The organism is Pseudomonas syringae KCTC 12500 (assembly GCF_000507185.2).
In the GTDB taxonomy this organism is placed as follows: domain Bacteria; phylum Pseudomonadota; class Gammaproteobacteria; order Pseudomonadales; family Pseudomonadaceae; genus Aquipseudomonas; species Aquipseudomonas syringae.
Window position 1 is genome coordinate 579,176 of sequence record NZ_AYTM02000002.1, and the last position, 25,463, is coordinate 604,638.

Sequence of the window (25,463 nt, forward strand, 5' to 3'; positions counted from 1 at the left end):
CAAGTGGCAAAGTGAGCAAGCGCCCAATGTGCGAAAGGACAATCTCGGGGAAAAGCGACGCCGGATACGTGACACCGCGCTGGCGGCTCACAGCCCTTCGGCGAATGAGGGGCATTTTAACGACAGGCTCGAAGTCGATATTTCTTCAATGCGACAACTAGTTACAGAAGCGCTTGAAAACCCACCACACGGTATTGACGGGGCCCGTTTCTGCTGATCCAGCAGCGCAGACTAAACCTGTCATAACAGCAAAAAGCGCGCCCATTATTGGCAAACCCTTTTAATCCGGCAAGCCCAGCGTGCCACATGGCGATTTAAAAGCCTTGCTGCGTCGTACTTTCCTACACAGAAACCCCAGACATGTCCCACAACGAAGCGCTGCGCGACAACGCCGTGTAAACCGGTAACAACCCGATATATATCCCTTTTCCCGTACCAGACGCCGAAAACGAAGGCGCCCCGTTCGGCTCTCACCAAACGGGGCGCTTCAGTCACAGGATCACTCAAGCAGCGTTCATGGCCTTGTGCGTGTCGATCAGATGCTGCACCACGCCCGGGTCGGCCAGGGTAGAGATGTCACCCAGCGCATCGTACTCGGCGGTCGCAATCTTGCGCAGGATGCGGCGCATGATCTTGCCCGAACGGGTCTTCGGCAGGCCGGGCGCCCACTGAATGAAGTCAGGCGAGGCAATCGGACCGATCTCCTTGCGCACCCAGTTGCGCAATTCGGTGCGCAGCGCGTCGCTCGGTTCTTCACCGCCATTGAGGGTCACATAAACGTAAATGCCCTGCCCTTTCAGGTCATGCGGCACACCGACCACAGCAGCCTCGGCGACTTTCGGGTGCGCAACCATTGCGCTTTCGATTTCAGCCGTGCCCATGCGGTGGCCGGAAACGTTGAGCACGTCATCCACACGCCCGGTGATCCAGAAATAACCGTCCTCGTCACGACGGGCACCGTCACCGGTGAAGTACATGCCACGGAACGTCTTGAAGTAGGTGTCGACGAAACGGTCATGATCGCCGTACAGCGAGCGCGACTGGCCCGGCCACGAATCGAGGATCACCAGATTGCCCTCGGCAGCGCCCTCGATGAGGTTGCCCAGGTTATCCACCAGCGCCGGAATCACACCGAAGAACGGACGTGTCGCCGAGCCCGGTTTCAGGGCGGTCGCGCCTGGCAACGGGCTGATCAGGATGCCGCCGGTTTCAGTCTGCCACCAGGTATCGACAATCGGGCAGTTCTGCTTGCCGACCGTGTTGTAGTACCAGGCCCAGGCTTCCGGGTTGATCGGCTCGCCCACCGAACCCAGCAGGCGCAGGCTGGAACCGTCGGCGCCTTCAACGGACTTGGTGCCTTCAGCCATCATGGCGCGAATCGCGGTCGGCGCGGTGTAGAGGATATTGACCTTGTGCTTGTCGATGATCTTCGACACGCGGGTGATGTCCGGATAGTTCGGCACGCCTTCGAACAGCAGCGTGGTCGCACCATTGGCCAGAGGGCCGTAGACAATGTAACTGTGCCCGGTGACCCAGCCGACGTCGGCGGTGCACCAATAGACTTCACCTGGTTTGTAGTCGAACACGCGTTCGTGGGTCAGCGCGGCATACAGCAGGTAACCTGCGGTGGTGTGCAACACGCCCTTGGGTTTGCCGGTCGAGCCCGAGGTGTAGAGAATGAACAGCGACTCTTCAGCACCCATCTCTTTCGGCGCGCAGGTGCTGGACGCCACTTCCAGAAGCGAGTGGTACCAGATATCACGGTGACGGTTCCATTCGATCTCGCCCCCGGTGCGCTTGCAGACGATGACCTTCTGCACGCTGCTGGTTTCCGGGTTGGTCAGGGCGCGGTCGACGTTGGCCTTGAGCGCTGTCTTCTTGCCGCCACGCAGACCTTCGTCGGCAGTGATGACCACTTTGGAACTGCAATCGATAATCCGGCCAGCCAGCGCTTCGGGCGAGAAGCCGCCGAACACCACCGAGTGAATCGCACCGATCCGCGCGCACGCCAGCATGGCGACCACAGCCTCGGGGATCATCGGCATGTAGATGGTCACGACGTCACCACGGTGCACGTCCTGGCCACGCAGCGCGTTGGCGAACTTGCACACTTCGGCGTGCAGTTCGCGGTAGGTGATTTCCCGGTGCTCGGAAGGGTCATCGCCCTCCCAGATGATGGCGATGCTGTCGCCGCGTTCTTCCAGATGGCGATCCAGGCAGTTGTAGGCAACGTTCAGCGTGCCGTCGGCGAACCATTTGATATCGACACGGTGATCATCGAACGAGGTCTGTTTGACCACGGTGAAAGGTTTGATCCAGTCGAGGCGCTGAGCCTGTTCACGCCAGAAACCATCAGGGTTGACCACCGACTGCTGGTACATGGCCTTGTAGGTCGCTTCATCCGTCAGCGTAGTCGCTGCGACTTCTGGGCGGACGGGGTACAGGGAAGCTGCACTCATCTTGGTTACCTCGGTGGATAGTTGTTGTTTTATGCCCCTGTTGTATCCCGCCCCACCCGCAGGGGCCATTCGACGTTGGTCTTACCGGGCGGGGCCGGAGCTGCAAGCCATAAGCTGCAAGCCATAAGCTGCAAGCCGCAAGCATTAAGCCCGAAAGCTTGAAGCTTGAAGCTTGAAGCTTGAAGCTTGCAGCTTGCAGCTTGCAGCTTGCAGCTTGCACCTGCCCTCAAGATTATTACCATTTTGATAAAAGCGCTTATCCAAAGTCTTTATATATGCACTGTCGCAACAGGCATAGAATTCGATCCGCCAACAAGGCAGACATCAACTGCCCCCACGCAGTGTTGTTCCAACTCGAAAAACGTATCAGACCGCCTTAGCCCATGATGTCAAAAACGTGATGCGACGGCGCTCACTTTGAAAAAGGTAAACGACAATGAAAGCTTTATTAGTGGCATTGGCCCTGTGCGGTATCAGCAGTTTCGCCATGGCCGAAGAATCGCAGACCAAAGTGGCTGCGCAACAGGCGCGTGTCGAGCAATATACCTACGGCACTCATCTGGATATCGCCCGGGTTATTTCCATCAGCCAGATCCCTAACGTCTGCGCAGTGGTCCCGGCGCGCATGGTGTATGAAGATTCGCAAGGCGCGCGCCACACCATGGGCTATCAGGTGATGGGCAACGGCTGCAGCAACGGTTGAGGCTTCTTGCCGTTGCAACCTGTGCACGACGCCTCGCCGCTATATTAAGGTGCGAGGCGCATGCACGAAGTGGCTGACACGACTAGCAATGAGCGAGTTATTTATCGACAGGATGCGGATCTGATTCGCGCCCTAATTCATAGTCGCGCAACTTGTTGGCAATCGTTGTATGAGACACCTCCAGGCGTTTACCTAATTGGCGACTGCTGGGATATTGCGCATACAGTTGTTCCAGCACCGACTTTTCAAAGCGCCCGATAATAGCGCCCAGCCCGCCCTCCAGCGACACTTCACTCAATCCTTGTCGCACGCCGTAATCCGGCAAACGAATGTGCTCGGCCTGCACCTTGCCGCCATCACACAGCGATACGGCCTGAAACAATACGTTTTCCAGTTGCCGCACATTGCCGGGCCAGTGGTACTGACTCAGACGCTTGATGGCCGCAGGTGATATGCCGGGCAGCGGACAGCCTATCTGCCGGCTGGCCTGATCGATAAAATGCTCCACCAGAGGCTCAAGACCGTCCAGACAGTCGCGCAGTGGCGGTATATGCAGCGACAGCACGTTAAGGCGATGATAAAGGTCCTGCCTGAACATGCCTTTGGCGCACAGCTCCGAAAGATCGACCTGGGTCGAACACATCACTCGCACATCAAGAAACATGTCCTCGTCACTGCCGACCCGGCGAAAGCTGCCGTCCTGAATGAAGCGCAGCAGTTTGGCCTGCATACGGGCGCTCAGCTCACCTACACCATCGAGAAACAGCGTGCCGCCCGCGGTCAGTTCCAACAGCCCCAGCCGCCCTTCCGCACGCGCGCCTTCGAACGCACCAGGGTCATAACCGAACAGCTCGATCTCGGCCATGGACTCCGACAACCCGGCACAGTTGAGTGCCATCAGCGGTGACTGGCCGCGCGGGCTTGCCAGGTGACAGGCGCGGGCCAGCAACTCCTTGCCGGTGCCGGTTTCGCCCTCGATCAGCAGCGGCGCATCGAGGGGCGCCATGCGCCGCGCCTCTCGAACCACAGCAGCCATGACCTTCGAGCTCTGAAAGATGCTGTCGAAGCCACGCAGCTCCTGCTTGCGCACATGGTAGATGCGCTCGCCGACCCGATCCGCGCGGTGCAGCGTCAGCACGGCCCCGGCCATGGCTTCGCTGTCGTCATGTTCCGATTGCAGAGGTGCGATGTCGGCAAGAAACACATCGCCACATACCTTTACCCGCAGCCCATTGATCCGCGACTGGCTGGCGCGCACCAGCTCAGGCAGGTCGAAATCTTCGGCGTAACGCGACAAGGGCATGCCCGGCACTTCATCGACCCGCACGCCCAGCAACTGCGCAGCGGCACGATTGGCCGCAACGATCGCCCCGCCCATGTCGATGGACAACACCGGGAATTCCAGCGCACCGAGCAAGGCATTGAGCTCCATGTGCCGGCGCTCGCTGGGCATCAGCCCGACGCGCTTGACGCCGAACACCCCGGTGATCGCCTCGAACTTCGGGCGCAAGGCCTGGAACTGCAGGTTGATCAGGTTCGGGCAATGCAGATAGATCGCGTCACCGTGTTCGCCCCCCACTTCGCCGCGCGCCACGTTGACGCCGTAAGCCACCAGCAGATCGAGAATGTCGCGAAGAATGCCGATGCGGTTCTGGCAGTGCACCTTGATGCGCATGAGTCATCGTCCCTGTGAGGGTATGTTTTTCATGAGTCGGCAAAATTAATGTCAACAATACGTTACGCATGCCCGCTTCGCGAGCGGCAGTATGCTTGATTTCAAGCCTCTTCCATCGCAAGCGTAAACTTTTCGTTACGAACCAGTGATCAAACCCATGCGCAACCCTGCCCACACCCGCTGACGCGCCCTCGAAACCGGGTTATTCCTGAACACAGGCTTTTACAAGAACACTCTAAAAACACCAGCCTTTCGAGGACATCAGCATGGCCCAGACGCTTTACGTGGCACGCGAGCCGGACGCTTCGGGTTTCATCGATTACACGGCGGACGAACATGCGGTATGGAACACCCTGATTACCCGGCAGATGAAAATCGTCGAAGGACGTGCCTGTCAGGAGTATCTGGACGGCATCAAGCAACTGGGCCTGCCACTCGATCGTATTCCTCAGCTAGGCGAAATCAACAAGGTTCTGGGCGCGACCACGGGCTGGCAGGTCGAGCGAGTGCCCGCGCTGATCCCCTTCCAGACGTTTTTTGAACTGCTGGCCAGCAAGCGCTTTCCGGTGGCGACGTTCATTCGTAGCGCAGAAGAACTGGACTACCTGCAGGAACCGGACATCTTTCATGAAATATTTGGCCACTGCCCGCTGTTGACCAATCCATGGTTTGCCGAATTCACCCACACCTACGGCAAACTCGGCCTGAGCGCGAGCAAGGAACAACGCGTGTACCTGGCCCGGCTGTACTGGATGACCATCGAGTTTGGTCTGGTCGATACACCGCAAGGACGGAAAATCTACGGCGGCGGCATCCTTTCTTCACCGAAGGAAGCGTTGTACAGCTTATCGGCAGCCCCCGAACACCAGCCTTTCGATCCGCTTGAGGCGATGCGCACACCTTATCGCATCGACATTCTGCAACCGCTGTACTTTGTCCTGCCGGATCTGAAGCATCTGTTCGACCTGGCGCAGCAAGACATCATGGCGCTGGTCGGGCAAGGCATGCAGTTGGGCTTGCACGCTCCCAAGTTTCCACCTAAAACCAAAAGCCACGCCGCCTGACGCTCGGCCCGCTATCCGAAAAGGACACTCTGCTTATGACCACCTTGAATCAAGCCCACTGTGAAGCCTGCCGTGCCGATGCGCCGCAGGTCAGCGAAGCCGAATTGCCGGAACTGCTCAAGCAGATCCCGGACTGGAACATCGAGGTCCGCGACGCGGTGATGCAGCTGGAAAAAGTGTTTCTGTTCAAGAATTTCAAATGGGCGCTGGCGTTCACCAATGCCGTGGGCGAAATTGCCGAAGCGGAAGGCCATCACCCGGGCCTGTTGACCGAGTGGGGCAAGGTGACCGTGACCTGGTGGAGCCACTCGATCAAGGGCCTGCATCGCAACGACTTCATCATGGCCGCGCGCACGGATGAAGTGGCCAAGGGTGCAGAAGGCCGAAAATAAAATGATCAACGGGCTGTGGACCCTGCTCATGCGGTCCGGCCCAATGAAATCAAGCTGCTCAGCGCCTCGCGAGGCGAAAAGCCAGACAGTGAAAAAGCCATTTTGTTTCACGATCAGGGCAATCGGGGTAAAAAAATATCCTGATTGTCATTTTCAGTGGGTTATCCTGCGCATGCTTTTTTAAAGCACGGTTCTATCTGCAACCCCTTGCGAGGAGCGACGACGATGCATGAAATCCCTAACTTCCCACCAGGCCAACAGGAACCACAACAGTCGACTCTGGCTCAGCAAGAGCTTGGTCAACCTGTCGCAATGAAAGCAGCACCCTCGGCTCAAGACAGCCAGAAAGCCGGACGCAAAGACTGAAGGCGATTGTTTTCAGGCGTATCGAAAAACGGTTTTGCCGGTTTTCAATACGCCTGGAAAACCAGCAACAGGCAAACAGCAGATTTTTATGAGCGACTTCACTGAAACCCAAGCCAGCGCCCTGATTGGCACCGCCGAGAAAATGATCGAGATCTGGTCACGCCTCAGCCCGGAAAAACAGAGCGCCCTGCTCGCCCGTTTCGGTACTCAGGAAAACGCCTTGGCCGCTCTCGTAACCACACACCTTGTGGCACCCAGGGACAAATAGCCCCCTCCATTCAGGTTTATTTCAATCTGTTGCACCTGCATCGCCCGATGCATCGGTATGATAAGCACTTCGAGAGCTTGCTAAGGGTTTTTCCCCGCCCGCTCGAACGCCATGCCCGCAAAAGAATGAAAGCCCGCCCCATGTCCGAGACACAGCAAAACACACCACAAACCCCGATGGCCGTTACCCTGACCGTCGTGTCCATCGTGATGTTCACCTTTATCGGCTACCTGAACATCGGCATTCCCCTCGCCGTTCTGCCCGGCTATGTCCACAGTGATTTGGGCTTCGGTGCAGTTATCGCCGGGCTGGTCATCAGCGTGCAGTACCTGGCCACGCTGATCAGTCGCCCCTGGTCGAGTCGCATCATCGACAATCTGGGCAGCAAAAAAGCTGTGCAGATCGGGCTGACCGGTTGCGGGCTGAGCGGTGTGTTCATGCTGGTGCCGGTGTGGCTGGACAGTTGGCCGATGGCGAGCCTGGTGATTCTGCTGATTGGCCGGGTGATCCTCGGTGCCGCGGAAAGCCTTGTCGGTTCTGGCTCGATTGGCTGGGGCATCGGCCGGGTCGGCGCGCAGAACACCGCCAAGGTCATTTCCTGGAATGGCATCGCCAGCTACGGCGCGCTGGCCATCGGTGCGCCACTGGGTGTGTGGATGGTTGACGAACTCGGCCTGTGGACAGTGGGTGTGAGCATCATGCTGCTGTGCGCGCTGGGGCTCTACCTGACGTGGCATAAAGAGCCCGCGCCGATCGTGCAGGGCGAGCGACTGCCATTCATGCATGTACTGGGACGAGTGTTTCCGCATGGCATGGGCCTGGCGTTGGGCGGTATCGGCTTTGGCACTATCGCGACGTTTATCACCCTGTATTACGCGAGCAACCACTGGCCGAACGCCGCGCTGTGCCTGACGCTGTTTGGTGGCAGCTTCATCGCCGCGCGCCTGCTGTTCGGCAGCCTGATCAATCGCCTGGGCGGCTTTCGAGTGGCGATTGTCTGTATGTCCGTGGAAAGCCTGGGGCTCTTGCTGCTGTGGCTTGCGCCCACTCCGGACCTGGCACTGGCTGGCGCGGCGCTGACCGGTTTCGGCTTTTCGCTGGTGTTCCCGGCGCTGGGCGTGGAAGCGGTCAATCTGGTCCCGGCGTCAAGCCGAGGCGCTGCAGTCGGGGCCTACTCGCTGTTCATCGACCTGTCACTGGGCATCACCGGCCCACTGGCAGGCGCCATTGCCGCCGGCTTCGGCTTCGTCTCGATCTTCCTGTTCGCGGCACTGGCGTCACTCACCGGGTTGGCGTTGAGCGTTTATCTGTACAAGCAGGCGCAGGTGCTGCGCCAGTAATGATCGGTGCTCATAGTCATACAGGTCCTGAAGAGCCCGGAAAGCAGAGTTTTCAGGCTGCTGCCCGCAGGGCGTAGTGGTGTGACCCCCGAAGGTTGGATGCAACCTTTGGAGGCGTCATGGGTAAATATACAGAGCAGGCAAAACTCGCAGCCGTGAAAGAGTATTGTGCTGGCAAGGCAGGTTTGAGGGATGTTGCGCATCGCCACGATGTGGATTTTTCCTGCCTTAGGCAGTGGGTTGCGGCCTATCAGATTCATGGCGTAGCGGGCCTGCAAGAGAAAAAACGCCAGCGCTACAGTGACGAGTTCAAGCTGACTGTTTTGAAGCGCATGCATGATGAGCGTTTATCTCTGCGCCAGACAGCGGCCTTGTTCGATATCCGTCAGTTCGGCATCATCGGTCTATGGCAGCGCCATTATGAAGAAGGGGCCTTTGATGCCTCCTCCAAGCCACCCACAAAAGCCGGACGCCCAAGAAAGATGACGACTGCACTTCCGCCTGTGAACGCCCCCTCAATCGACGATGAATCGCGCTCGCGTGACGAGTTGCTTGCCGAGGTGAAGCAACTGCGGATGGAGGTCGACTATCTAAAAAAGCTCGATGCCTTGGCTCAGAAGAAGCAACGAATAGCGCAACAGAAAAAGCGCAAATCGTAACCGAACTGAGACTGGGGCATTCTCTGGGTGGCCTGCTGAAGCTTGCCGGTCTGGCGCGCAGCACTTTTTACTATCAACAAAAGGTACTGCAAGCGGGCGATAAGTACGCCGGGCTGAAAGACCTGATTCAGACAGTTTTCTACGATCATAAAGGCCGGTATGGCTATCGTCGTATCACGGCGGCGTTGCGGCGCGCAGGCCATCTTGTGAACCACAAGACGGTGCAGAAACTGATGGGGCAGCTTGGCCTGAAGAGCCTGGTGCGAGTGAAGAAATACCGCTCTTACAAGGGCGAAGTAGGCAAGGCTGCGCCCAACATTCTCAAGCGTGATTTCAAGGCCCAGCACCTTAATGAAAAATGGGCCACGGACGTCACCGAGTTCAAAGTGGGAGGCCAGAAGCTCTATCTGTCGCCCATCATGGATCTGTACAACGGCGAAATCATTTCCTATGCAATCGCCAGGCGCCCGCTGTACTCCATGGTGGACGAAATGCTTGAAGGAGCGTTCAAGAAGCTTGAGCCGCATGAAAAGCCTATTTTGCACTCAGACCAGGGCTGGCAATATCGGATGCCTGTTTACCAACGATTACTCAATGAGCATTCGATCACATGCAGCATGTCGCGCAAGGGCAACTGCTACGACAACGCGGCTATGGAAAGTTTTTTTGGCACGCTGAAGTCCGAGTTTTTCTATCTGAACAAATTTAACAATCTGGATGAGCTTCATGCGGGCATCGACGAGTACATTGAGTATTACAATCAGTCACGCATCAAACTGAAACTTAACGGCCTGAGCCCTGTGGAGTTCAGAATGCAGGCCGCTCAGGCAGCGTAGAAATAATCGTCCAACCTTCGGGGGTCATACCATAGGAGCGTGGGAACGGGGCTTTTGTAGGAGCGAACTTGTTCGCGAAGACATTGTTTTGAACGCCAGATCTTCCGCGACGGTACGAGCCCTTTCGCGAACAAGTTCGCTCCTACGTTCGAGCGTGAGGGCGGGATGGCTTTTGTAGGAGCGAACTTGTTCGCGAAGGCATTGTTTTGAACGCCAAATCTTCTGCGACGGTACGAGCCCTTTCGCGAACAAGTTCGCTCCTACGTTCGAGCGTGGGAACGGGGCTTTTGTAGGAGCGAACTTGTTCGCGAAGGCATTGTTTTGAACGTTAAATCTTCTGCGACGGTACGGGCCCTTTCGCGAACAAGTTCGCTCCTACGTTCGAGCGTGGGAACGGGGCTTTTGTAGGAGCGAACTTGTTCGCGAAGACATTGTTTTGAACGCCAGATCTTCCGCGACGGTACGAGCCCTTTCGCGAACAAGTTCGCTCCTACGTTCGAGCGTGGGAACGGGGCTTTTGTAGGAGCGAACTTGTTCGCGAAGGCATTGTTTTGAACGCCAGATCTTCCGCGACTGTACGAGCCCTTTCGCGAACAAGTTCGCTCCTACGTTCGAGCGTGAGGGCGGGATGGCTTTTGTAGGAGCGAACTTGTTCGCGAAGGCATTGTTTTGAACGCCAAATCTTCTGCGACGGTACGAGCCCTTTCGCGAACAAGTTCGCTCCTACGGCCTGCGGCCAGAATCAAGCGTAGACTTTTGTATAGCGCTGAGCACTGCGTGGCACGAGACTGAAAAACACCTCAAAAATCCACTTTCCCGCGTCCGGCCTTGATCGAGCCGCGTTTGCTCTTGGACTCCAGGCGCCGGGTCTTGGAGCCGAGCGTCGGACGGGTCGGGCGGCGTTTCTTTTCGACCTTGGCCGCGTTGACGATCAGCTCACTCAAACGCAGCAAGGCATCGGCACGGTTCTGCTCCTGGGTCCGATACTGCTGAGCCTTGAGCACGATCACGCCGTCGCTGGTAATCCGGCTGTCACTCAACGCCAGCAGCCGTTCCTTGTAAAACGGCGGCAGCGATGAGGCGTTGATGTCGAAACGCAAATGCACCGCGCTGGAGACCTTGTTGACGTTCTGCCCGCCCGCGCCCTGAGCACGGATAGCGGTCAATTCGATCTCTGCATCCGGCAGATGAACGTTGTTGGAAATCACCAGCATCGGGGTCTCTTCTTCTCGGAAACGGGCAAGGCTATTTGCCAGACTGTGCAGATAGGACAACGCTACGCCTGTTTTTGGCCCGGTAACAGACCCACATCACCGCCAGCCAAACAGGTATCGCATAGACCGATATGCTGATGCCGGGGATCATCAGCATGATGCCGAGGATAAACACCACAAAGGCCAGGCACACATAGTTGCCATAGGGATACCACAGCGCCTTGAACAGCGGCACCTGGGCGGTCCGGTTCATGTGTTGGCGGAATTTCAGGTGCGAGTAGCTGATCATCGCCCAGTTGATCACCAGCGTGGCCACCACCAGCGACATCAACAGTTCCAGCGCCTGCTGCGGCACGAAATAGTTGAGCAGCACCGCGACCAGTGTCACGGCGGCAGAGGCAAAGATCGCCTTGACCGGCACCCCGCGTTTGTCGACCTGGGCCAGCGCCTTGGGCGCATCACCCTGCTCGGCCATGCCCACCAGCATGCGGCTGTTGCAGTAAGTGCCGCTGTTGTAGACCGACAGCGCTGCCGTCAGCACCACAAAGTTGAGGATGTGCGCCGCCGTGTCGCTGCCGAGCATCGAGAACACCTGCACGAACGGGCTGCCGCTGTAGGAGTCGCCAGACGCATTGAGGCTGGCCAGCAAGCTATCCCACGGCGTCAGCGACAAAAGCACCACCAGCGCGCCGATGTAGAAAATCAGGATGCGGTAGATGACCTGGTTGATCGCCTTGGGGATCACGGTCTTCGGCTGTTCGGCTTCGGCAGCGGTGAAACCGAGCATCTCCAGGCCGCCGAAGGAGAACATGATGATTGCCAGCGCCATCACCAAACCACTGACACCGTTGGGAAAGAATCCGCCATGCTCCCAGAGGTTACTGACCGAGGCCTGCGGGCCGCCGCTGCCACTGACCAGCATGTAACTGCCCAGCGCAATCATGCCGATGATCGCCACCACCTTGATGATCGCGAACCAGAACTCGGTTTCGCCGAAGACCTTGACGTTGGTCAGGTTAATGGCATTGATCAGCACGAAGAAGGCTGCCGCGGAGACCCAGCCCGGGATGTCCGGCAACCAGTAATGAATGTATTTGCCGACGGCAGTCAGCTCGGACATACCGACCAGGATGTACAGCAGCCAGCAATTCCAGCCCGACAGGAACCCGGCGAAACCGCCCCAGTAGTTGTGGGCGAAGTGGCTGAACGAGCCGGCGACCGGCTCTTCGACGATCATCTCGCCCAGCTGGCGCATGATCATGAAAGCGATGAAGCCGCAGATGGCATAACCGAGAATCATCGACGGCCCGGCTGATTTCAGCACGCCCGCCGAACCGAGAAACAGGCCTGTCCCGATGGCACCGCCCAAGGCGATCAACTGGATGTGTCGATTCTTCAGGCCACGTTTCAGTTCGCCCGAGGGTGAGGTTGTTTCACTCATTCAATAGCCACCTGATCGATCTTGTTCTGTGACGGAATAGAACCTGCTGCGCTCGTGGCGCAACAGAATTGCAGCGTTCGAGGCGGATGGCCCGGAGCGTTGAACAGCACTGTTTCACAGAAAAAAGCGCAGCATTGTACACGTGCATCCCGGCTGAGGTTCAAAACAGGGAGGTCGAGGTGCGCCGGCAGTGTGACAGCGCTTTTCAGAGCGACGAAAACGACAACGCCAGCCCTGTGGACTGGCGTTGCCATTCATTCACACCGAGCGATCACTCAGGCTTGCGACGACCGAAGCCCGGACGCTGACCTGAACCTGCCGGTGGGCCACGACGCTTGCCTGACGGCGCATCATCGTTGACCAGCTTGATGCCGACACGCTTCGGGCCCGGCTTGGCCGGGCGCTTGTTCATGTCGCTCGGACGCTCGGCGACCGGCGTACCACGGCTGTTGTCGGCCGGACGCGGCGCGCGTGAGCCGGGCTTGCCCGAATCCTTGCGCGGCGAAGGACGCTGAGTCGAATCGCCACCGCGCGGACGATCACGCTCGCTACCGGTGATCTGCGGCTGACGCGGTGCGCGCTCGCCGCCGGTCGCCGGAGCACCAGCGGCAGGACGGAGTGTACGGACAACGCGCTCGCCCTTGCCCAACGGACGGGACGATTGACGCTGCAGACGCTCCATCTTGTCTTTGGTCTTGGCATTCATCTGCGGCTGGGCCACAGGTTGCAGACCGACTTCGGCTGCCAGAATGTCGACTTCGTACTGGCTCATTTCGCGCCAGCGGCCCATCGGCAGGTCGGAGTTGAGGAACACCGGCCCGTAACGCACGCGCTTCAGGCGGCTGACCACCAGCCCCTGGGATTCCCAGAGACGACGCACTTCGCGGTTACGGCCTTCCATCACCACGCAGTGATACCAGTGGTTGAAACCTTCGCCGCCCGGCGCTTGCTGGATATCGGTGAAGCGCGCAGGACCGTCTTCGAGAATCACCCCGTTCTTGAGGCGCAGCAGCATGTCGTCATCGACTTCGCCACGCACGCGAACCGCGTATTCACGGTCCATTTCAAACGATGGGTGCATCAGGCGGTTGGCGAGTTCACCGTCGGTGGTGAACATCAGCAGGCCGGTGGTGTTGATGTCGAGACGACCGATGTTGATCCAGCGGCCTTCTTTCGGGCGCGGCAGACGATCAAACACGGTCGGACGGCCTTCAGGGTCGTCACGGGTGCAGATTTCACCATCGGGCTTGTTGTACATGATGACGCGACGGACCGTTTCGGCCGCTTCTTCGCGCTTGATGACGCGACCATCGACACTGATGGCGTCATGCAGGTCGACGCGTTGACCGAGGGTCGCGTCCTTGCCGTTGACCTTGATACGGCCCTGGGTAATCCAGGCTTCCACGTCACGGCGTGAACCCACGCCAATGCGCGCCAGAACCTTCTGCAGCTTTTCGCCTGCGGGTCCGATTTCCTGGCTGTCCTGCTTGTCTTTTTCACTCATCTGGGCACCTCCCGGTGTGTCGAATCAGGGCTGGCCGAGAACCGGCAAGACCTGTACCCGGCGCGCTGTGGATAGCGGCAAGGCGAAATACTTGAAAGCCCGGGCGACACTTGATCGCCGAGGGTCGGCCATCATACGCCCCTGCGCCGGTTTACGCATCCGGCGTCAACGGCAAATGCCCGAATCACTTCTTCTTTTTGCGACCGGCGGTCTTGAGCTTCGCCAGCCGCTTGGCAGACTCATCGAGCACCGTGCGCTTGTCGTCCTTGTCGAGCTTCTTCCAGGACTTGATTTCGCGCTTGCTGCGACCGCAGCCCAGACAAATATCATCATCGAACTTGCACAGGCTGATGCAGGGGTTCTTGGTCGAACTCATGGGCAGCGAATCTCATGGCGAGTGGTATCAGATGTGACCCTGGGCTGGCGCATGAATTCGACCGGAGTGCGCGGAACGTTGGCACGACAATTCTGATTATCGTTCCGCACGCTCCAGGACGAGGTATCAAGAGGACGCAGAGCGCTCATGGCTACATACAGGTCTTGTGGGAGCGAGCTTGCTCGCGAAAGGGCCCTTACAGAATCCGAAAATAGCGAGCCTGCACCATCGCCTTCGCGAGCAAGCTCGCTCCCACGAGACTTGTGTATCACGCTGAACGCTTCAGCGTGGGAGCGCTAGTCAATCAGACCTCATCGTCGCCTTTGTCGTCTTCAGGCTCTGGCTCCGCGCGTAGTAGGTCGTCGAAGTCGGTCTTGAGGCCCTGCTCCATCGAATCCAGTTCCACAAGCAAACTGCGGAAGCTGGTTTCGTCACGCGGGGCTTCTGGCTCTGCGTCCGGGTCGAGGCTGGCGTCGGCCAGGGCTTGCAGGTGCGCAGGCACCGGCGCTTCTTCGAAATCCAGCACCGGCTCGGTTTCCATCTCGCGCAGGTCGGCCAGCGGCGGCAGTTCGTCGAGGCTTTTCAGGTTGAAGTGGTCGAGAAAGCCTTTGGTGGTCGCGAACATCGCCGGTTTGCCGGGCACATCGCGGTAGCCCACCACGCGAATCCACTCGCGCTCGAGCAGGGTCTTGACGATGTGGCTGTTGACCGCGACACCGCGCACATCCTCGATCTCGCCCCGCGTGATCGGCTGGCGGTAGGCGATCAACGCGAGGGTTTCCAGCATGGCTCGGGAGTAACGCTGCGGCCGTTCTTCCCACAACCGCCCGACCCACGGCGAAAAGCGGTCACGAATCTGCAGGCGATAACCCGACGCCACTTCCTTGAGCTCAAAAGCGCGCCCCTCACATGACTTGCGCAACACCTCGAGTGCCTTTTTGAACACCGGGGGTTCAGGGCGCTCGCCTTCCTCGAATAGCTCATACAGGCGCTCCAGCGTCTGCGGTTTTCCGGAGGCCAGCAGAAATGCTTCAAGCAGCGGGGCCAGTTCGCGAGGTTCGTTGAGGTTCATGAATGTGTTTTAGCTCTACTCGGCTCGCGCCCGGACATGGATCGCCGCAAAGGGCTCATTTTGGACCAGCTCGACAAGTGACTCCTTGACCAGTTCAAGCACCGCCATAAACGTCACGACCACACCCAGACGCCCTTCTTCGGCGGTAAACAGCTCGGCGAACGGCACAAAACCGCCGCCCTTGAGACGTTCCAGCACGTCGCTCATGCGCTCGCGGGTGGACAGTGCCTCGCGGCTGACCTGGTGGCTTTCGAACATGTCGCCGCGGTGCAGCACTTCGGCCATCGACATCAGCACTTCTTCAAGGCTGACATCCGGCAGCAACTTGCGTGCACGGGCTTCGGGAGCGTCCAGTTTCGGCACGATGACATCGCGGCCTACACGGCTCAGGCCATCAATGCCCTCGGCGGCGGCCTTGAAGCGCTCATATTCCTGCAAGCGGCGAATCAGCTCGGCGCGCGGATCACCCTCTTCCTCTTCGACCTCCGCCGAACGCGGCAACAGCATGCGCGACTTGATCTCGGCCAGCATGGCGGCCATGACCAGATACTCGGCAGCCAGCTCCAGGCGCACGGTTTTCATCAGCTCGACGTACCCCATGTACTGCTTGGTGATCTCGGCCACAGGAATATCAAGGATGTCGATGTTCTGTTTGCGGATCAGGTACAGCAGCAGGTCGAGCGGCCCTTCGAACGCTTCGAGAAAAACCTCCAACGCATCGGGCGGGATGTACAGGTCCAGCGGCATCTGCGTGACAGCACGCCCATAGACCAGCGCGAACGGCAGCTCTTGCTGGGCGTCGGCCTGGCTGTCGACTGCCTCGACGGCTGTCATCAGGCGCGTTCACCGAAAGGCGTCGGATCACCACAGCCGACCCGAACGATCTGGGGTTCACCCTCAGCCAGGTTAATGACCGTGGACGCCGAAATACCGCCGATCCCGCCATCGATGATCAGATCGACCTGATGCTCGAGAATCTGGCGTATCTCGTAGGGATCGCTGAGCGGCACGCTGTCGCCCGGCATGATCAGGCTGACGCTCATCAGCGGCTCACCCAATTGCTCCAGCAGGGCCTGGGCGATGGGATGACTTGGCACACGAAGGCCGATGGTGCGGCGCTTGGGGTGCAGCACCAGACGCGGTACCTCGCGGGTGGCGTTGAGAATGAAGGTGTACGGCCCGGGCGTGTGCGCCTTCAGCGCACGGAACGCGCCGGTGTCGACCTTGGCAAACAGCCCCAGTTGCGACAGGTCGCAGCACATCAGGGTGAAGTTGTGCTTGTCGTCCAGCTGGCGCAGGCGGCGGATACGCTCGATGGCGCTCTTGTCACCGATCTGGCAACCCAATGCATAGGACGAATCTGTCGGGTACACCACCAGCCCGCCGGCCTTGATGATTTCAGCGGCCTGTTTGATCAGGCGCGGCTGCGGGTTTTCCGGATGGACCTGGAAAAATTGACTCACGATTACTTCCTGTTCAGACGGAGGCAGTAGGCTGTTCATGTTTGAATCTGCACCACAAAGGCGGTAGATCTTCAGGCACGGGGCGATAAGTGCCGATCTCGCCCCAGGTACCAGGACCGTGGAAGTCGCTGCCGGCAGAAACCAGCAGACCGAACTCGCGTGCAAGGATGGCCAGGGTGCCGACCTGATCGGCAGGCTGCATGCCATTGACCACTTCTATGGCGTGCCCACCAGCCTGGACGAAATCGCCGACCAGTTTACGCCGTTTACTGCGGGTAAAGTCATAATGTGAAGGATGCGCGAGGCTGACCCATGCACCCGACGCCCGCAAGGTGGCGACCGTGTCCTCCAGCGTCGGCCAGTGCTGCTTCACATCGCCCAGTTTGCCCGCCCCCAGCCATTTGCGAAATGCCTCGGCGCGATCCTTGACGAAACCCGAGCGCACCATGAAGTCGGCAAAGTGCGGACGCGCAGGCGCATTACCGCTGTCACCCAGTTCCTGCTGAATCGCGCGAGCGCCTTCCAGCGCACCAGGCATACCTTTGATCGCCAATTTACGGCTGATTTCTTCCGCACGCAGCCAGCGTCCTTCATGCAAACGGCTGATGGCCTCGGTCAGCGCCGGGGCCTGGGTATCGAATCCGTAACCCAGAATATGAATGGTCGCGCCGCCCCAGGTGCAGGACAGCTCCACCCCGTTGACCAGTTGCATACCCAATGAATGCGCCGCCGCACGGGCCTCTTCAAGCCCTTCAAGGGTGTCGTGGTCGGTCAGCGAAAGGACGCGCACGCCGTTTTCATGAGCACGCGTGACCAGTGCCGTGGGCGAGAGTGCCCCGTCGGAAGCGGTGCTGTGACAGTGCAGGTCTACATTCATAGTGAGGCTTTCGTGTTCATTGATGTTTGTTATTATGCCGCCACATCCTGCTTCTGGCTGCCATTGTGAAACAATTCATCGACTTCATCCCGCTGCTGCTGTTCTTCATCGTTTACAAGACCGAGCCGCGTGCCGTGGATATCCTCGGCAATACCTATATGGTAGGCGGCATTTTCAGTGCAACGGCGATGCTGATCATCAGTTCGGTGGTGGTCTACGGCATTCTCTACGTCAAACAGCGCAAGCTGGAAAAAAGCCAGTGGCTCACGTTGGTGGCGTGCCTGGTGTTCGGCAGCCTGACCCTGGCCTTCCACAGCGAAACTTTTCTGAAATGGAAAGCCCCGGTGGTCAACTGGCTGTTTGCCGTCGCCTTTGCCGGCAGTCATTTCATCGGCGACCGGCCGCTTATCCAGCGCATCATGGGTCATGCATTGACCCTGCCGGCGGCGATCTGGACCCGCCTCAACATCGCCTGGATCATATTCTTCCTGTTCTGTGGGGCAGCCAACCTGTATGTGGCCTTCACTTATCAGGAATTCTGGGTCGACTTCAAAGTATTCGGCAGCCTGGGCATGACCCTGATCTTCCTGGTCGGCCAGGGGATCTACCTGTCACGCCACCTGCACGACACCGCTCCCAATACGACCAAATCCGAGGACTGACATGCTCTACGCAATCATCGCCACCGACGTCGAAAACTCGCTGGAAAAACGCCTCAGCGTTCGCCCGGCACACCTGGAGCGCCTCAACGCGCTCAAGGATGAAGGCCGTCTGGTGCTGGCCGGTCCACACCCGGCAGTCGACAGCAACGACCCCGGCGCTGCCGGTTTCAGCGGCAGCCTGATCGTTGCCGAGTTCGAATCGCAGAGCGCCGCCAAGGCCTGGGCCGAAGCCGATCCGTTCGTGGCCGCAGGTGTCTACGCGAACGTCGTGGTCAAACCGTTCAAGCAGGTCCTGCCCTGAGCCTGCCCGACCGACTTTTTTAACAGCTCTGCTTTCTGATCGAGGCAGAGTCACGCGGCACCCCGGCAGTGGCCAATTGAGTGAGTCATGAGCGAGCTGTTACTAATTGATGATGATCAAGAGCTGTGCGAACTGCTGAGCAGTTGGCTGAGCCAGGAAGGCTTTCAGGTGCGCGCCTGTCACGACGGGACCAGCGCGCGTCAGGCATTGGCCGACGCCGCCCCCGCTGCCGTGGTACTGGACGTGATGCTGCCCGATGGCAGCGGCCTGGAGTTACTCAAGCAATTACGTGCCGACCACCCCGACCTGCCAGTGGTCATGCTCTCGGCACGCGGCGAGCCGCTGGACCGCATCCTGGGTCTGGAGCTGGGCGCTGACGATTATCTGGCAAAACCCTGCGACCCTCGCGAACTCACTGCCCGCCTGCGCGCCGTACTGCGCCGCAGTCACCCGGTGGCGTCGTCAAGCCAGCTCGAACTGGGCGACCTGACCTTCAGCCCAATGCGCGGCGTGGTCAGTGTCGACGAAAAGGAACTGACCCTCACGGTGTCCGAAAGCCGCTTGCTGGAAGCATTGATGCGCCAGCCCGGCGAACCGCTGGACAAGCAGGAACTGGCGCAACTGGCCCTGGGCCGCAAGCTGACCCTGTACGACCGTAGTCTGGATATGCACGTCAGCAACCTGCGCAAGAAAATCGGCCCGCACTCCGACGGCCGCCCACGCATCGTCGCGCTGCGCAGCCGCGGATATTATTATGCTCTTTGAGCAGCTACAAGCAGAGCGCTTCTGGCTTGAAGCTTGAAGCTGACAACTTGCAGCTGCCCTTACACAAGCTTTACCAAGCGCTGACTGCGCTTGACCTTGATCTCCCTAAACTGGGCTCATCGGCATCGAGCCGCACTAGAGACAAGGAGATACACAATGCGCAAGACCCTGATCGCTTTGATGTTTGCCACTGCCCTGCCGACCATCGCCATGGCCGCACCACCACCGCCACCTGCCGGTGGCCCGGATGCTGACGGACCTGCCATGCACATGGATCGCGATGACCGCGGCCCTGGCCCACGTATGGACCGCGGCCCTGGCCCGATGGGACCGATGGGTGAGCTGGACCTGACACGTGAACAGCGTCAGCAGATCGAACGTTTGATGCGCGAGCAACGACACGAGCGCCGCGAAATCACCCAAAGCTACCTGGAAAAAATGCCTGCTGCCGACCAGAAAGCAATGCATGACGAAATCGAAGCCAAACGCTCCAAGACCGACAGCGAAGTTCGTGCACTGCTGAGGCCTGACCAGCAGAAGCAGTTTGACGAAATCAAGAAGAAAGAAGATGAACGTCGCGCCGAATGGGCCGAGTTCAAGGCCTGGAAAGCGGCAAAAGCAGCAAAAACGCTGTAACCATCAGGCCTCGCGGCCCGATGAGTTGAACACAACCCGGCATGCGCACGCATGCCGGGCTTTTTTACTGAGACCGAGGAAATCCCGTGCGTTCATTGTTCTGGCGAATCCTGGCCAGCTTCTGGCTGGCCATCGCTCTGGTAGGCGGCCTGTCGGTGCTCATGGGGCATATGCTCAATCAGGATGCGTGGATCCTCAGTCGTCACCCGGTGCTCAACTCGTTGCCCGAACAGTGGACACAACGCTTCGAGGACAAGGGCGCGGATAACGCTCAGGAGTTTCTTCAGGACATCAAACGACGCAATCGTATCGACACTCAAGTGCTGAGCGAAAGCGGCGAGCCCATGGTGCGTGGCACCTTCCCGCCGCGCGCCGCAGCCCTGGAAGCACGGCAGCGGGAAGACGACGAGCAGGGGCGCAAACTGCCCTGGCGCCGTCTGGCCACCGAGTACAGCAGCCCGAAGACCGGCGAAACCTACCTGTTCATCTACCGCGTTCCGCACCCGGAGCTCGACGAGTGGCACCGTCAGAGTCTGATGTGGCCATTGAGCGCGCTGGGCATTGCACTGGTGGTCCTGACCCTGTTCAGCCTGTTCGTGACGCTGTCGATTACCCGACCGCTGAGTCGCCTGCGCGGCGCAGTGCACGATCTGGGGCAAACCAGCTATCAACAGCACAGCCTCGGACAACTGGCCAACCGCCGTGACGAGTTCGGCGTGCTGGCCAAGGACTTCAACCGCATGGGCGCGCGCCTGCAAAGCCTGATTGGCAGTCAGCGCCAGTTGCTGCGCGATGTGTCTCATGAACTGCGCTCGCCGCTGGCCCGGTTGCGCATCGCCCTGGCGCTGGCTGAACGTGCGGAGCCTGCCGAGCGTGAAAAGCTTTGGCCACGGCTGGGCCGTGAATGTGACCGACTGGAGGCGCTGATCAGCGAGATCCTGGCCCTGGCACGCCTCGACGCAGAGCTTCGCGGCCCGGAGCCCGTCGACCTCGAAGCGCTGCTGCAGCGCCTGAAGAGCGACACACAGCTGGACGGTGTCGACCAGAACATTCGCGTCGAGGTGCAGGACAACCTGCAGTTCAAAGGCTGGCCGGACATGATCGAACGGGCGCTGGACAACCTGCTGCGCAACGCGCTGCGCTTCAACCCGAGCGGCCAGCGCATTGATCTGCAGGCAACTCAGGTCGGCGATCACATCCGTCTGAGCGTTCGCGATCATGGCCCAGGCGTTGCCGACGAACACCTGACGCAACTGGGCGAGCCGTTTTACCGAGCCCCCGGCCAGACCACCCCGGGTCACGGCCTGGGGCTGGCGATCGCCAAACGCGCAGCGGAACGACATGGCGGCACTCTTATGCTGGGCAATCACCCGGACGGCGGGTTTATCGCCACACTGGATCTGCCCAGAGAGCCGCTCAGTTCGTCGGCTGTCTGATCAGCCCTGCCACTCGCTGACAAACTCGCCCACATCGACTTTTGGTGCTTCGCGCGGCGGGTTCAGCGGGGTGCCCAGGTACAGAAAGCCAAGCACTTCTTCGCCGGCTTCAAGGCCGAAGCCCTTGGCTACCTGTGGCGCATAGGACAGCTCGCCAGTCCTCCAGACCGCACCGATACCCAGTGCATACGCTGCCAGCAACACGCCATGGGCGGCGCATCCGGCGGTGATCCGTTGTTCCGAGCGCGTGACTTTGAAGTGGTCCTGCAAGCGCGCGATCACGACCACCACCAAAGGTGCGCGCAATGGGCCAAGACGGGCCTTTTCCAGCGCCTGCGGGGTCACTTCAACACCACTCTCCTGCAGCGCCTGCGCCAGCATCTCGCCCATGCGCTCACGGGCCGCGCCTTCGACCGTCAGAAAACGATACGGCTTGAGCTGTCCATGATCCGGCGCGCGCAATGCAGCACCGAACAGGATATCCCGCTGCGCAGCGTCCGGGGCCGGGTCGATCAGTCGTGGAACCGATACACGATTGAGCAAAACGTCGAGCGCCTGCATGGACTGTCTCCTTGAAAAGTGATCGAGCATTCTAGAGCCTGTTTAGCGTCAATAACGAGTGCGACGCACAATTCGTTACCTCTGCGCTTGCAGACGCTCCTCGGCCGCGCCGGTTTACATGCCTTCAAGCGCAGGTAGAATGGCGCCTTTCCTCACACCAGCCAGAGCCTGTCATGTCGTTGCCGACCTTGCGTATCATCGGTTTCATTATCGGCATCTTCCTGATCACCCTGGCTGTCGCCATGATCGTGCCCATGGCCACGCTGGTCATCTACGACCGTTTCGAAGATCTGCGCGAGTTTCTCTGGGCCAGCGCCATCACCTTTATCGCCGGTCTGGCGCTGGTGGTGCCCGGACGCCCCGACAACGTTCAGTTGCGCCCTCGGGACATGTACATGCTGACCGTCTCCAGCTGGATTGTGGTGTGCATTTTCGCCGCCCTGCCCTTTCTGCTGACCCAGCACATCAGTTACACCGACTCGTTCTTCGAGAGCATGTCCGGCATCACGGCCACCGGCTCGACAGTACTCAGCCATCTGGACAGCATGTCGCCGGGCATTCTGATCTGGCGCTCAATGCTGCACTGGCTGGGCGGTATCGGCTTCATCGGTATGGCCGTGGCGATTCTGCCCCTGCTGCGCATCGGCGGCATGCGTCTGTTTCAGACCGAGTCCTCGGACCGCTCGGAAAAGGTCATGCCCCGCTCGCACATGGTGGCCAAGTTCATCGTGCTCGCCTATGTCGGCTTTACCGCGCTGGGCAGTCTGGCTTTCTGGGCGGCGGGCATGAGTCTGTTCGACGCGATCAACCATGCGATGTCGGCGATTTCCACAGGCGGCTTCTCCACCTCCGACCAGTCGCTGGCCAAATGGCCGCAACCGGCGGTGCATTGGGTGGCGATCGTGGTGATGATCCTCGGCAGCCTGCCCTTTACCCTGTATGTCGCGACATTGCGTGGCAACCGCAAGGCGTTGATCAAGGATGAGCAGGTTCAGGGCCTGATCGGGCTGCTGTTGATCACTTGGCTGGTCATGACGGTCTGGTACGCCAATACCACGGACCTGCCGTGGACCGAGGCGCTGCGCCATGTCGCGCTGAACGTGACCTCGGTGGTGACGACGACGGGTTTTGCACTGGGTGACTACAGCCTGTGGGGTAATTTCTCGCTGATGCTGTTCTTTTATCTGGGCTTTATCGGCGGCTGTTCTGGCTCGACAGCCGGCGGAGTGAAGATCTTCCGTTTTCAGGTGGCCTACATTCTGCTCAAGACCAACCTCAATCAACTGATCCATCCGCGCGCGGTGATGAAGCAGAAATACAATGGCCATCGGCTGGACGATGAGATCGTGCGCTCGATCCTGACCTTTTCGTTTTTCTTCACGATCACTATCTGTCTGATCGCGCTGATGCTGTCGCTGCTCGGGCTGGACTGGATGACGGCGCTGACCGGCGCTGCCAGTACGGTATCGGGTGTAGGGCCAGGGCTGGGTGAGGTCATCGGGCCGGCGGGTAATTTCTCTACCCTGCCGGATGCGGCCAAATGGATTCTGTCCGGCGGCATGCTGCTTGGCCGTCTGGAAATCATTACTGTGCTGGTGCTCTGTGTACCGGCATTCTGGCGGCATTGAGGCCTGGCAGAGGCCGCGGGTAAGGCATGACGGTGTTTCGCATCTTGGATGTGTAACGCGGAACGTCACGAACTGCGTGCCAACGCAGAGCATTGGCACGATAGTCGTAAACATGAGCACGACTCGAATGCTCCATATCGGTAAGACAGTCGGCTAAATTTGTGTATAACAATAAGAACCCACACGAGGACAGGCACCGTGGATACCATCAGGCGTTTTTCGAGCTTTGCCGAGTTCTATCCTTTCTATCTTGCCGAGCACAGCAGCGCTACCAGCCGGCGTCTGCATTTTGTCGGTACGTCTCTGGTGATTTTCCTGCTGGCGTTTGGTGTGGGCAGCGGCCGCTGGGGGTTGTTATGGTTGTTGCCGGTCGCGGGTTACGGCTTCGCGTGGGCCGGGCATTTCTTTTTTGAGAAGAACCGTCCGGCCACGTTCAAGCATCCGTTTTACAGCTTGCTCGGCGACTTTGTGATGTACCGCGACATGCTCCTGGGTAAGGTGCCTTTCTAGGCAGACTGCTTCAGGCAAGCGTTTCGCTGGCGGGTTCTTCGACCGCAACCTGTTGCGCCTTCAAATGCGCATCCGCCAGACGGAACAGTTCGATGTTGCCGTCCAGATGTTCGATCAGGGCGGTACAGGATTCGACCCAGTCGCCGCAGTTGAGATATTCCACGCCGCCCACCTGGCGAATTTCCGCATGGTGGATGTGCCCGCAGACCACGCCGTCCAGCCCGCGCTTCACGCATTCGTGGGCGATGGCTTCCTCGAAATCGCTGATGAAATTCACCGCACTCTTGACCTTGTGCTTGAGGTACGCCGACAGCGACCAGTAGCCATAGCCGTATTTGGCGCGCCAGTGGTTGAGCCAGCGGTTGAGGGTCAGGGTGAATTCATAGGCCGAGTCGCCCAGAAAGGCCAGCCAGCGGTGGTATCGGGTGATCACGTCGAACTGGTCGCCGTGAATGACCAGAAAACGACGTCCATCGGCCGTCACGTGTTCGACTTCGTCTACCAACTGGATGTTGCCCAGCACCAGCTTGGAGTAACGGCGCAGGAATTCATCGTGATTGCCGGTGACGTAAATGACTTCGGTGCCGCGCTTGCTCATGGTCAGCAAGCGGCGAATCACGTTGGTGTGTGCTTGTGGCCAGTACATGCCGCCGCGCAGTTTCCAGCCATCGATGATGTCGCCGACCAGGTACACCTTGTCAGCCTGATAGCGCTTGAGAAACGCGGAGAGGTGCTCGGCCTGGCAATCACGTGTGCCCAGATGAACGTCGGAAATCCACAAGGTGCGCACGCGCTGTTTGCGGCTGGGTGTGGCGAGCTGAGCACTGGTCATGTGAAGACCTCCGGCAGGGTTTCCAGAAGAGTGGAGCATGCCGGTTAACCGAATGTGACACGTGCGTGGCGATGTCGTGACAGTTGCCCTGTATTACTGAGGGTCTGCCGGAGTATGGCGGTCGTTGTGGCCCAGATCGCGGGCCGGATCGATCTGGTCACGCAGCCGCTGCTTGAGCACCTTGGCTTCGGGAAAGCCGCCATCGGCCTTGCGTTCCCAGAGTTGCACGCCGTCACAGGTAATACGGAACACGCCGCCGGTGCCTGGCTGCAGCGAGACTTTACCCAGATCATCACTGAATGTGCTCAGCAGTTCCTGGGCCAGCCAGGCGGCGCGCAATAGCCACTGGCATTGAATGCAATAGGTGATGATGACTTCAGGCTTTTCGACAGACATGGGCGTCCCCTTCGGAAATTCAGACGA

Annotated in this window: 26 protein-coding genes; 13 read left to right on the forward strand and 13 right to left on the reverse strand. The window is 59.2% G+C overall.

Annotated features, from left to right (window positions below; all coding sequences use genetic code 11):
* Nucleotides 1-503: 503 nt before the first annotated feature.
* Nucleotides 504-2,459, reverse strand: a complete 1,956-nt coding sequence (acs, locus tag V476_RS03070) for an acetate--CoA ligase (protein WP_003342595.1) — start codon at nucleotides 2,457-2,459, stop codon at nucleotides 504-506.
* A 436-nt stretch (nucleotides 2,460-2,895) separates the two neighbouring features.
* On the opposite strand from acs, the gene V476_RS03075 reads away from it, so the two are divergent.
* On the forward strand, nucleotides 2,896-3,162 hold the full coding sequence (locus tag V476_RS03075) for a DUF2790 domain-containing protein (RefSeq protein WP_003342597.1): 267 nt from the start codon (nucleotides 2,896-2,898) through the stop codon (nucleotides 3,160-3,162).
* 97 nt (nucleotides 3,163-3,259) lie between these two features.
* Here V476_RS03075 and V476_RS03080 read toward each other — a convergent pair whose 3' ends face one another.
* Entirely contained in the window at nucleotides 3,260-4,837 is a 1,578-nt protein-coding gene (locus tag V476_RS03080; RefSeq protein WP_024959967.1) for a sigma-54-dependent phenylalanine hydroxylase transcriptional regulator PhhR, read from the reverse strand.
* A gap of 266 nt (nucleotides 4,838-5,103) precedes the next feature.
* Here V476_RS03080 and phhA point away from each other — a divergent pair, with 266 nt between their 5' ends.
* From phhA to V476_RS26545, 5 genes are all read left to right on the forward strand, one after another.
* Complete coding sequence (gene phhA, locus V476_RS03085; RefSeq protein WP_004416888.1) at nucleotides 5,104-5,901, forward strand: phenylalanine 4-monooxygenase; 798 nt, start codon at nucleotides 5,104-5,106, stop codon at nucleotides 5,899-5,901.
* Between the two features lie 35 nt (nucleotides 5,902-5,936).
* Nucleotides 5,937-6,293 (forward strand): 4a-hydroxytetrahydrobiopterin dehydratase, encoded by a 357-nt coding sequence (locus V476_RS03090; RefSeq protein WP_003342603.1) that lies wholly within the window; start codon nucleotides 5,937-5,939, stop codon nucleotides 6,291-6,293.
* A gap of 454 nt (nucleotides 6,294-6,747) precedes the next feature.
* A complete protein-coding gene (locus V476_RS03095) occupies nucleotides 6,748-6,927 on the forward strand; it encodes a hypothetical protein (protein WP_003314725.1) in 180 nt (59 codons plus the stop codon).
* Between the two features lie 140 nt (nucleotides 6,928-7,067).
* Nucleotides 7,068-8,267, forward strand: a complete 1,200-nt coding sequence (locus V476_RS03100; RefSeq protein WP_004416882.1) for an MFS transporter — start codon at nucleotides 7,068-7,070, stop codon at nucleotides 8,265-8,267.
* 119 nt (nucleotides 8,268-8,386) lie between these two features.
* Nucleotides 8,387-9,762 (forward strand): IS3 family transposase gene (locus tag V476_RS26545; protein ID WP_103715870.1). Its coding sequence is split into 2 segments (ribosomal slippage): nucleotides 8,387-8,858 and nucleotides 8,858-9,762, totalling 1,377 coding nucleotides; the frame shifts between segments, so codons are not numbered across the junction.
* Nucleotides 9,763-10,562: 800 nt separating this feature from the next.
* Here the strand turns inward: V476_RS26545 and arfB are convergent.
* The 8 genes from arfB to V476_RS03150 form a co-directional block, all read right to left on the reverse strand.
* Nucleotides 10,563-10,976 carry an alternative ribosome rescue aminoacyl-tRNA hydrolase ArfB gene (arfB, locus tag V476_RS03115; protein WP_003314723.1) on the reverse strand — a complete coding sequence of 138 codons (414 nt, stop codon included), beginning with the start codon at nucleotides 10,974-10,976 and terminating at the stop codon, nucleotides 10,563-10,565.
* Between the two features lie 31 nt (nucleotides 10,977-11,007).
* Nucleotides 11,008-12,417, reverse strand: coding sequence for an amino acid permease (locus V476_RS03120; RefSeq protein ID WP_024960085.1), 1,410 nt, complete (start codon nucleotides 12,415-12,417; stop codon nucleotides 11,008-11,010).
* Nucleotides 12,418-12,688: 271 nt separating this feature from the next.
* A complete protein-coding gene (gene rluB, locus V476_RS03125) occupies nucleotides 12,689-13,921 on the reverse strand; it encodes a 23S rRNA pseudouridine(2605) synthase RluB (protein ID WP_024648258.1) in 1,233 nt (410 codons plus the stop codon).
* A gap of 184 nt (nucleotides 13,922-14,105) precedes the next feature.
* Nucleotides 14,106-14,297: a DUF1289 domain-containing protein gene (locus tag V476_RS03130; RefSeq protein WP_003314720.1), complete on the reverse strand. Its 192-nt coding sequence runs from the start codon at nucleotides 14,295-14,297 to the stop codon at nucleotides 14,106-14,108.
* Nucleotides 14,298-14,601: 304 nt separating this feature from the next.
* Nucleotides 14,602-15,369, reverse strand: coding sequence for an SMC-Scp complex subunit ScpB (scpB, locus tag V476_RS03135; protein ID WP_003404130.1), 768 nt, complete (start codon nucleotides 15,367-15,369; stop codon nucleotides 14,602-14,604).
* Between the two features lie 15 nt (nucleotides 15,370-15,384).
* Nucleotides 15,385-16,203 (reverse strand): segregation and condensation protein A, encoded by an 819-nt coding sequence (locus V476_RS03140; protein WP_003314716.1) that lies wholly within the window; start codon nucleotides 16,201-16,203, stop codon nucleotides 15,385-15,387.
* Entirely contained in the window at nucleotides 16,203-16,832 is a 630-nt protein-coding gene (locus V476_RS03145; RefSeq protein WP_024960084.1) for an L-threonylcarbamoyladenylate synthase, read from the reverse strand. Before V476_RS03145 ends, V476_RS03140 begins: the two co-directional genes overlap by 1 nt.
* 13 nt (nucleotides 16,833-16,845) lie before the next feature.
* The gene (locus tag V476_RS03150) at nucleotides 16,846-17,709 is read right to left on the reverse strand and encodes a PHP domain-containing protein (RefSeq protein ID WP_003314714.1); all 864 of its coding nucleotides are present in this window, start codon (nucleotides 17,707-17,709) and stop codon (nucleotides 16,846-16,848) included.
* Between the two features lie 65 nt (nucleotides 17,710-17,774).
* Between V476_RS03150 and V476_RS03155 the strand changes: the two genes are divergently transcribed.
* The 5 genes from V476_RS03155 (at nucleotide 17,775) to V476_RS03175 (ending at nucleotide 21,509) form a co-directional block, all read left to right on the forward strand.
* Nucleotides 17,775-18,371 carry a septation protein A gene (locus V476_RS03155; RefSeq protein WP_003314713.1) on the forward strand — a complete coding sequence of 199 codons (597 nt, stop codon included), beginning with the start codon at nucleotides 17,775-17,777 and terminating at the stop codon, nucleotides 18,369-18,371.
* 1 nt (nucleotide 18,372) lies between these two features.
* Nucleotides 18,373-18,672, forward strand: a complete 300-nt coding sequence (locus V476_RS03160; protein ID WP_003314712.1) for a YciI family protein — start codon at nucleotides 18,373-18,375, stop codon at nucleotides 18,670-18,672.
* Nucleotides 18,673-18,759: 87 nt separating this feature from the next.
* Nucleotides 18,760-19,437 carry a response regulator transcription factor gene (locus V476_RS03165; RefSeq protein WP_003424789.1) on the forward strand — a complete coding sequence of 226 codons (678 nt, stop codon included), beginning with the start codon at nucleotides 18,760-18,762 and terminating at the stop codon, nucleotides 19,435-19,437.
* A gap of 156 nt (nucleotides 19,438-19,593) precedes the next feature.
* Nucleotides 19,594-20,073 (forward strand): Spy/CpxP family protein refolding chaperone, encoded by a 480-nt coding sequence (locus V476_RS03170; protein WP_003314709.1) that lies wholly within the window; start codon nucleotides 19,594-19,596, stop codon nucleotides 20,071-20,073.
* Nucleotides 20,074-20,159: 86 nt separating this feature from the next.
* Nucleotides 20,160-21,509: a sensor histidine kinase gene (locus V476_RS03175; RefSeq protein WP_003424788.1), complete on the forward strand. Its 1,350-nt coding sequence runs from the start codon at nucleotides 20,160-20,162 to the stop codon at nucleotides 21,507-21,509.
* Here the strand turns inward: V476_RS03175 and V476_RS03180 are convergent, their stop codons facing one another.
* Complete coding sequence (locus V476_RS03180; RefSeq protein ID WP_024960083.1) at nucleotides 21,510-22,070, reverse strand: nitroreductase family protein; 561 nt, start codon at nucleotides 22,068-22,070, stop codon at nucleotides 21,510-21,512. It lies immediately after the preceding gene.
* Nucleotides 22,071-22,243: 173 nt separating this feature from the next.
* On the opposite strand from V476_RS03180, the gene V476_RS03185 reads away from it, so the two are divergent.
* Nucleotides 22,244-23,698 (forward strand): TrkH family potassium uptake protein, encoded by a 1,455-nt coding sequence (locus V476_RS03185; RefSeq protein WP_003314706.1) that lies wholly within the window; start codon nucleotides 22,244-22,246, stop codon nucleotides 23,696-23,698.
* 198 nt (nucleotides 23,699-23,896) lie between these two features.
* Nucleotides 23,897-24,208 (forward strand): Mpo1-like protein, encoded by a 312-nt coding sequence (locus tag V476_RS03190; protein WP_003393857.1) that lies wholly within the window; start codon nucleotides 23,897-23,899, stop codon nucleotides 24,206-24,208.
* Between the two features lie 10 nt (nucleotides 24,209-24,218).
* On the opposite strand, the gene V476_RS03195 is transcribed toward V476_RS03190, so the two are convergent.
* Nucleotides 24,219-25,040 carry a UDP-2,3-diacylglucosamine diphosphatase gene (locus V476_RS03195; protein ID WP_003342638.1) on the reverse strand — a complete coding sequence of 274 codons (822 nt, stop codon included), beginning with the start codon at nucleotides 25,038-25,040 and terminating at the stop codon, nucleotides 24,219-24,221.
* Between the two features lie 93 nt (nucleotides 25,041-25,133).
* Complete coding sequence (locus tag V476_RS03200; protein ID WP_003314703.1) at nucleotides 25,134-25,436, reverse strand: Rdx family protein; 303 nt, start codon at nucleotides 25,434-25,436, stop codon at nucleotides 25,134-25,136.
* Between the last annotated feature and the right edge of the window lie 27 nt (nucleotides 25,437-25,463).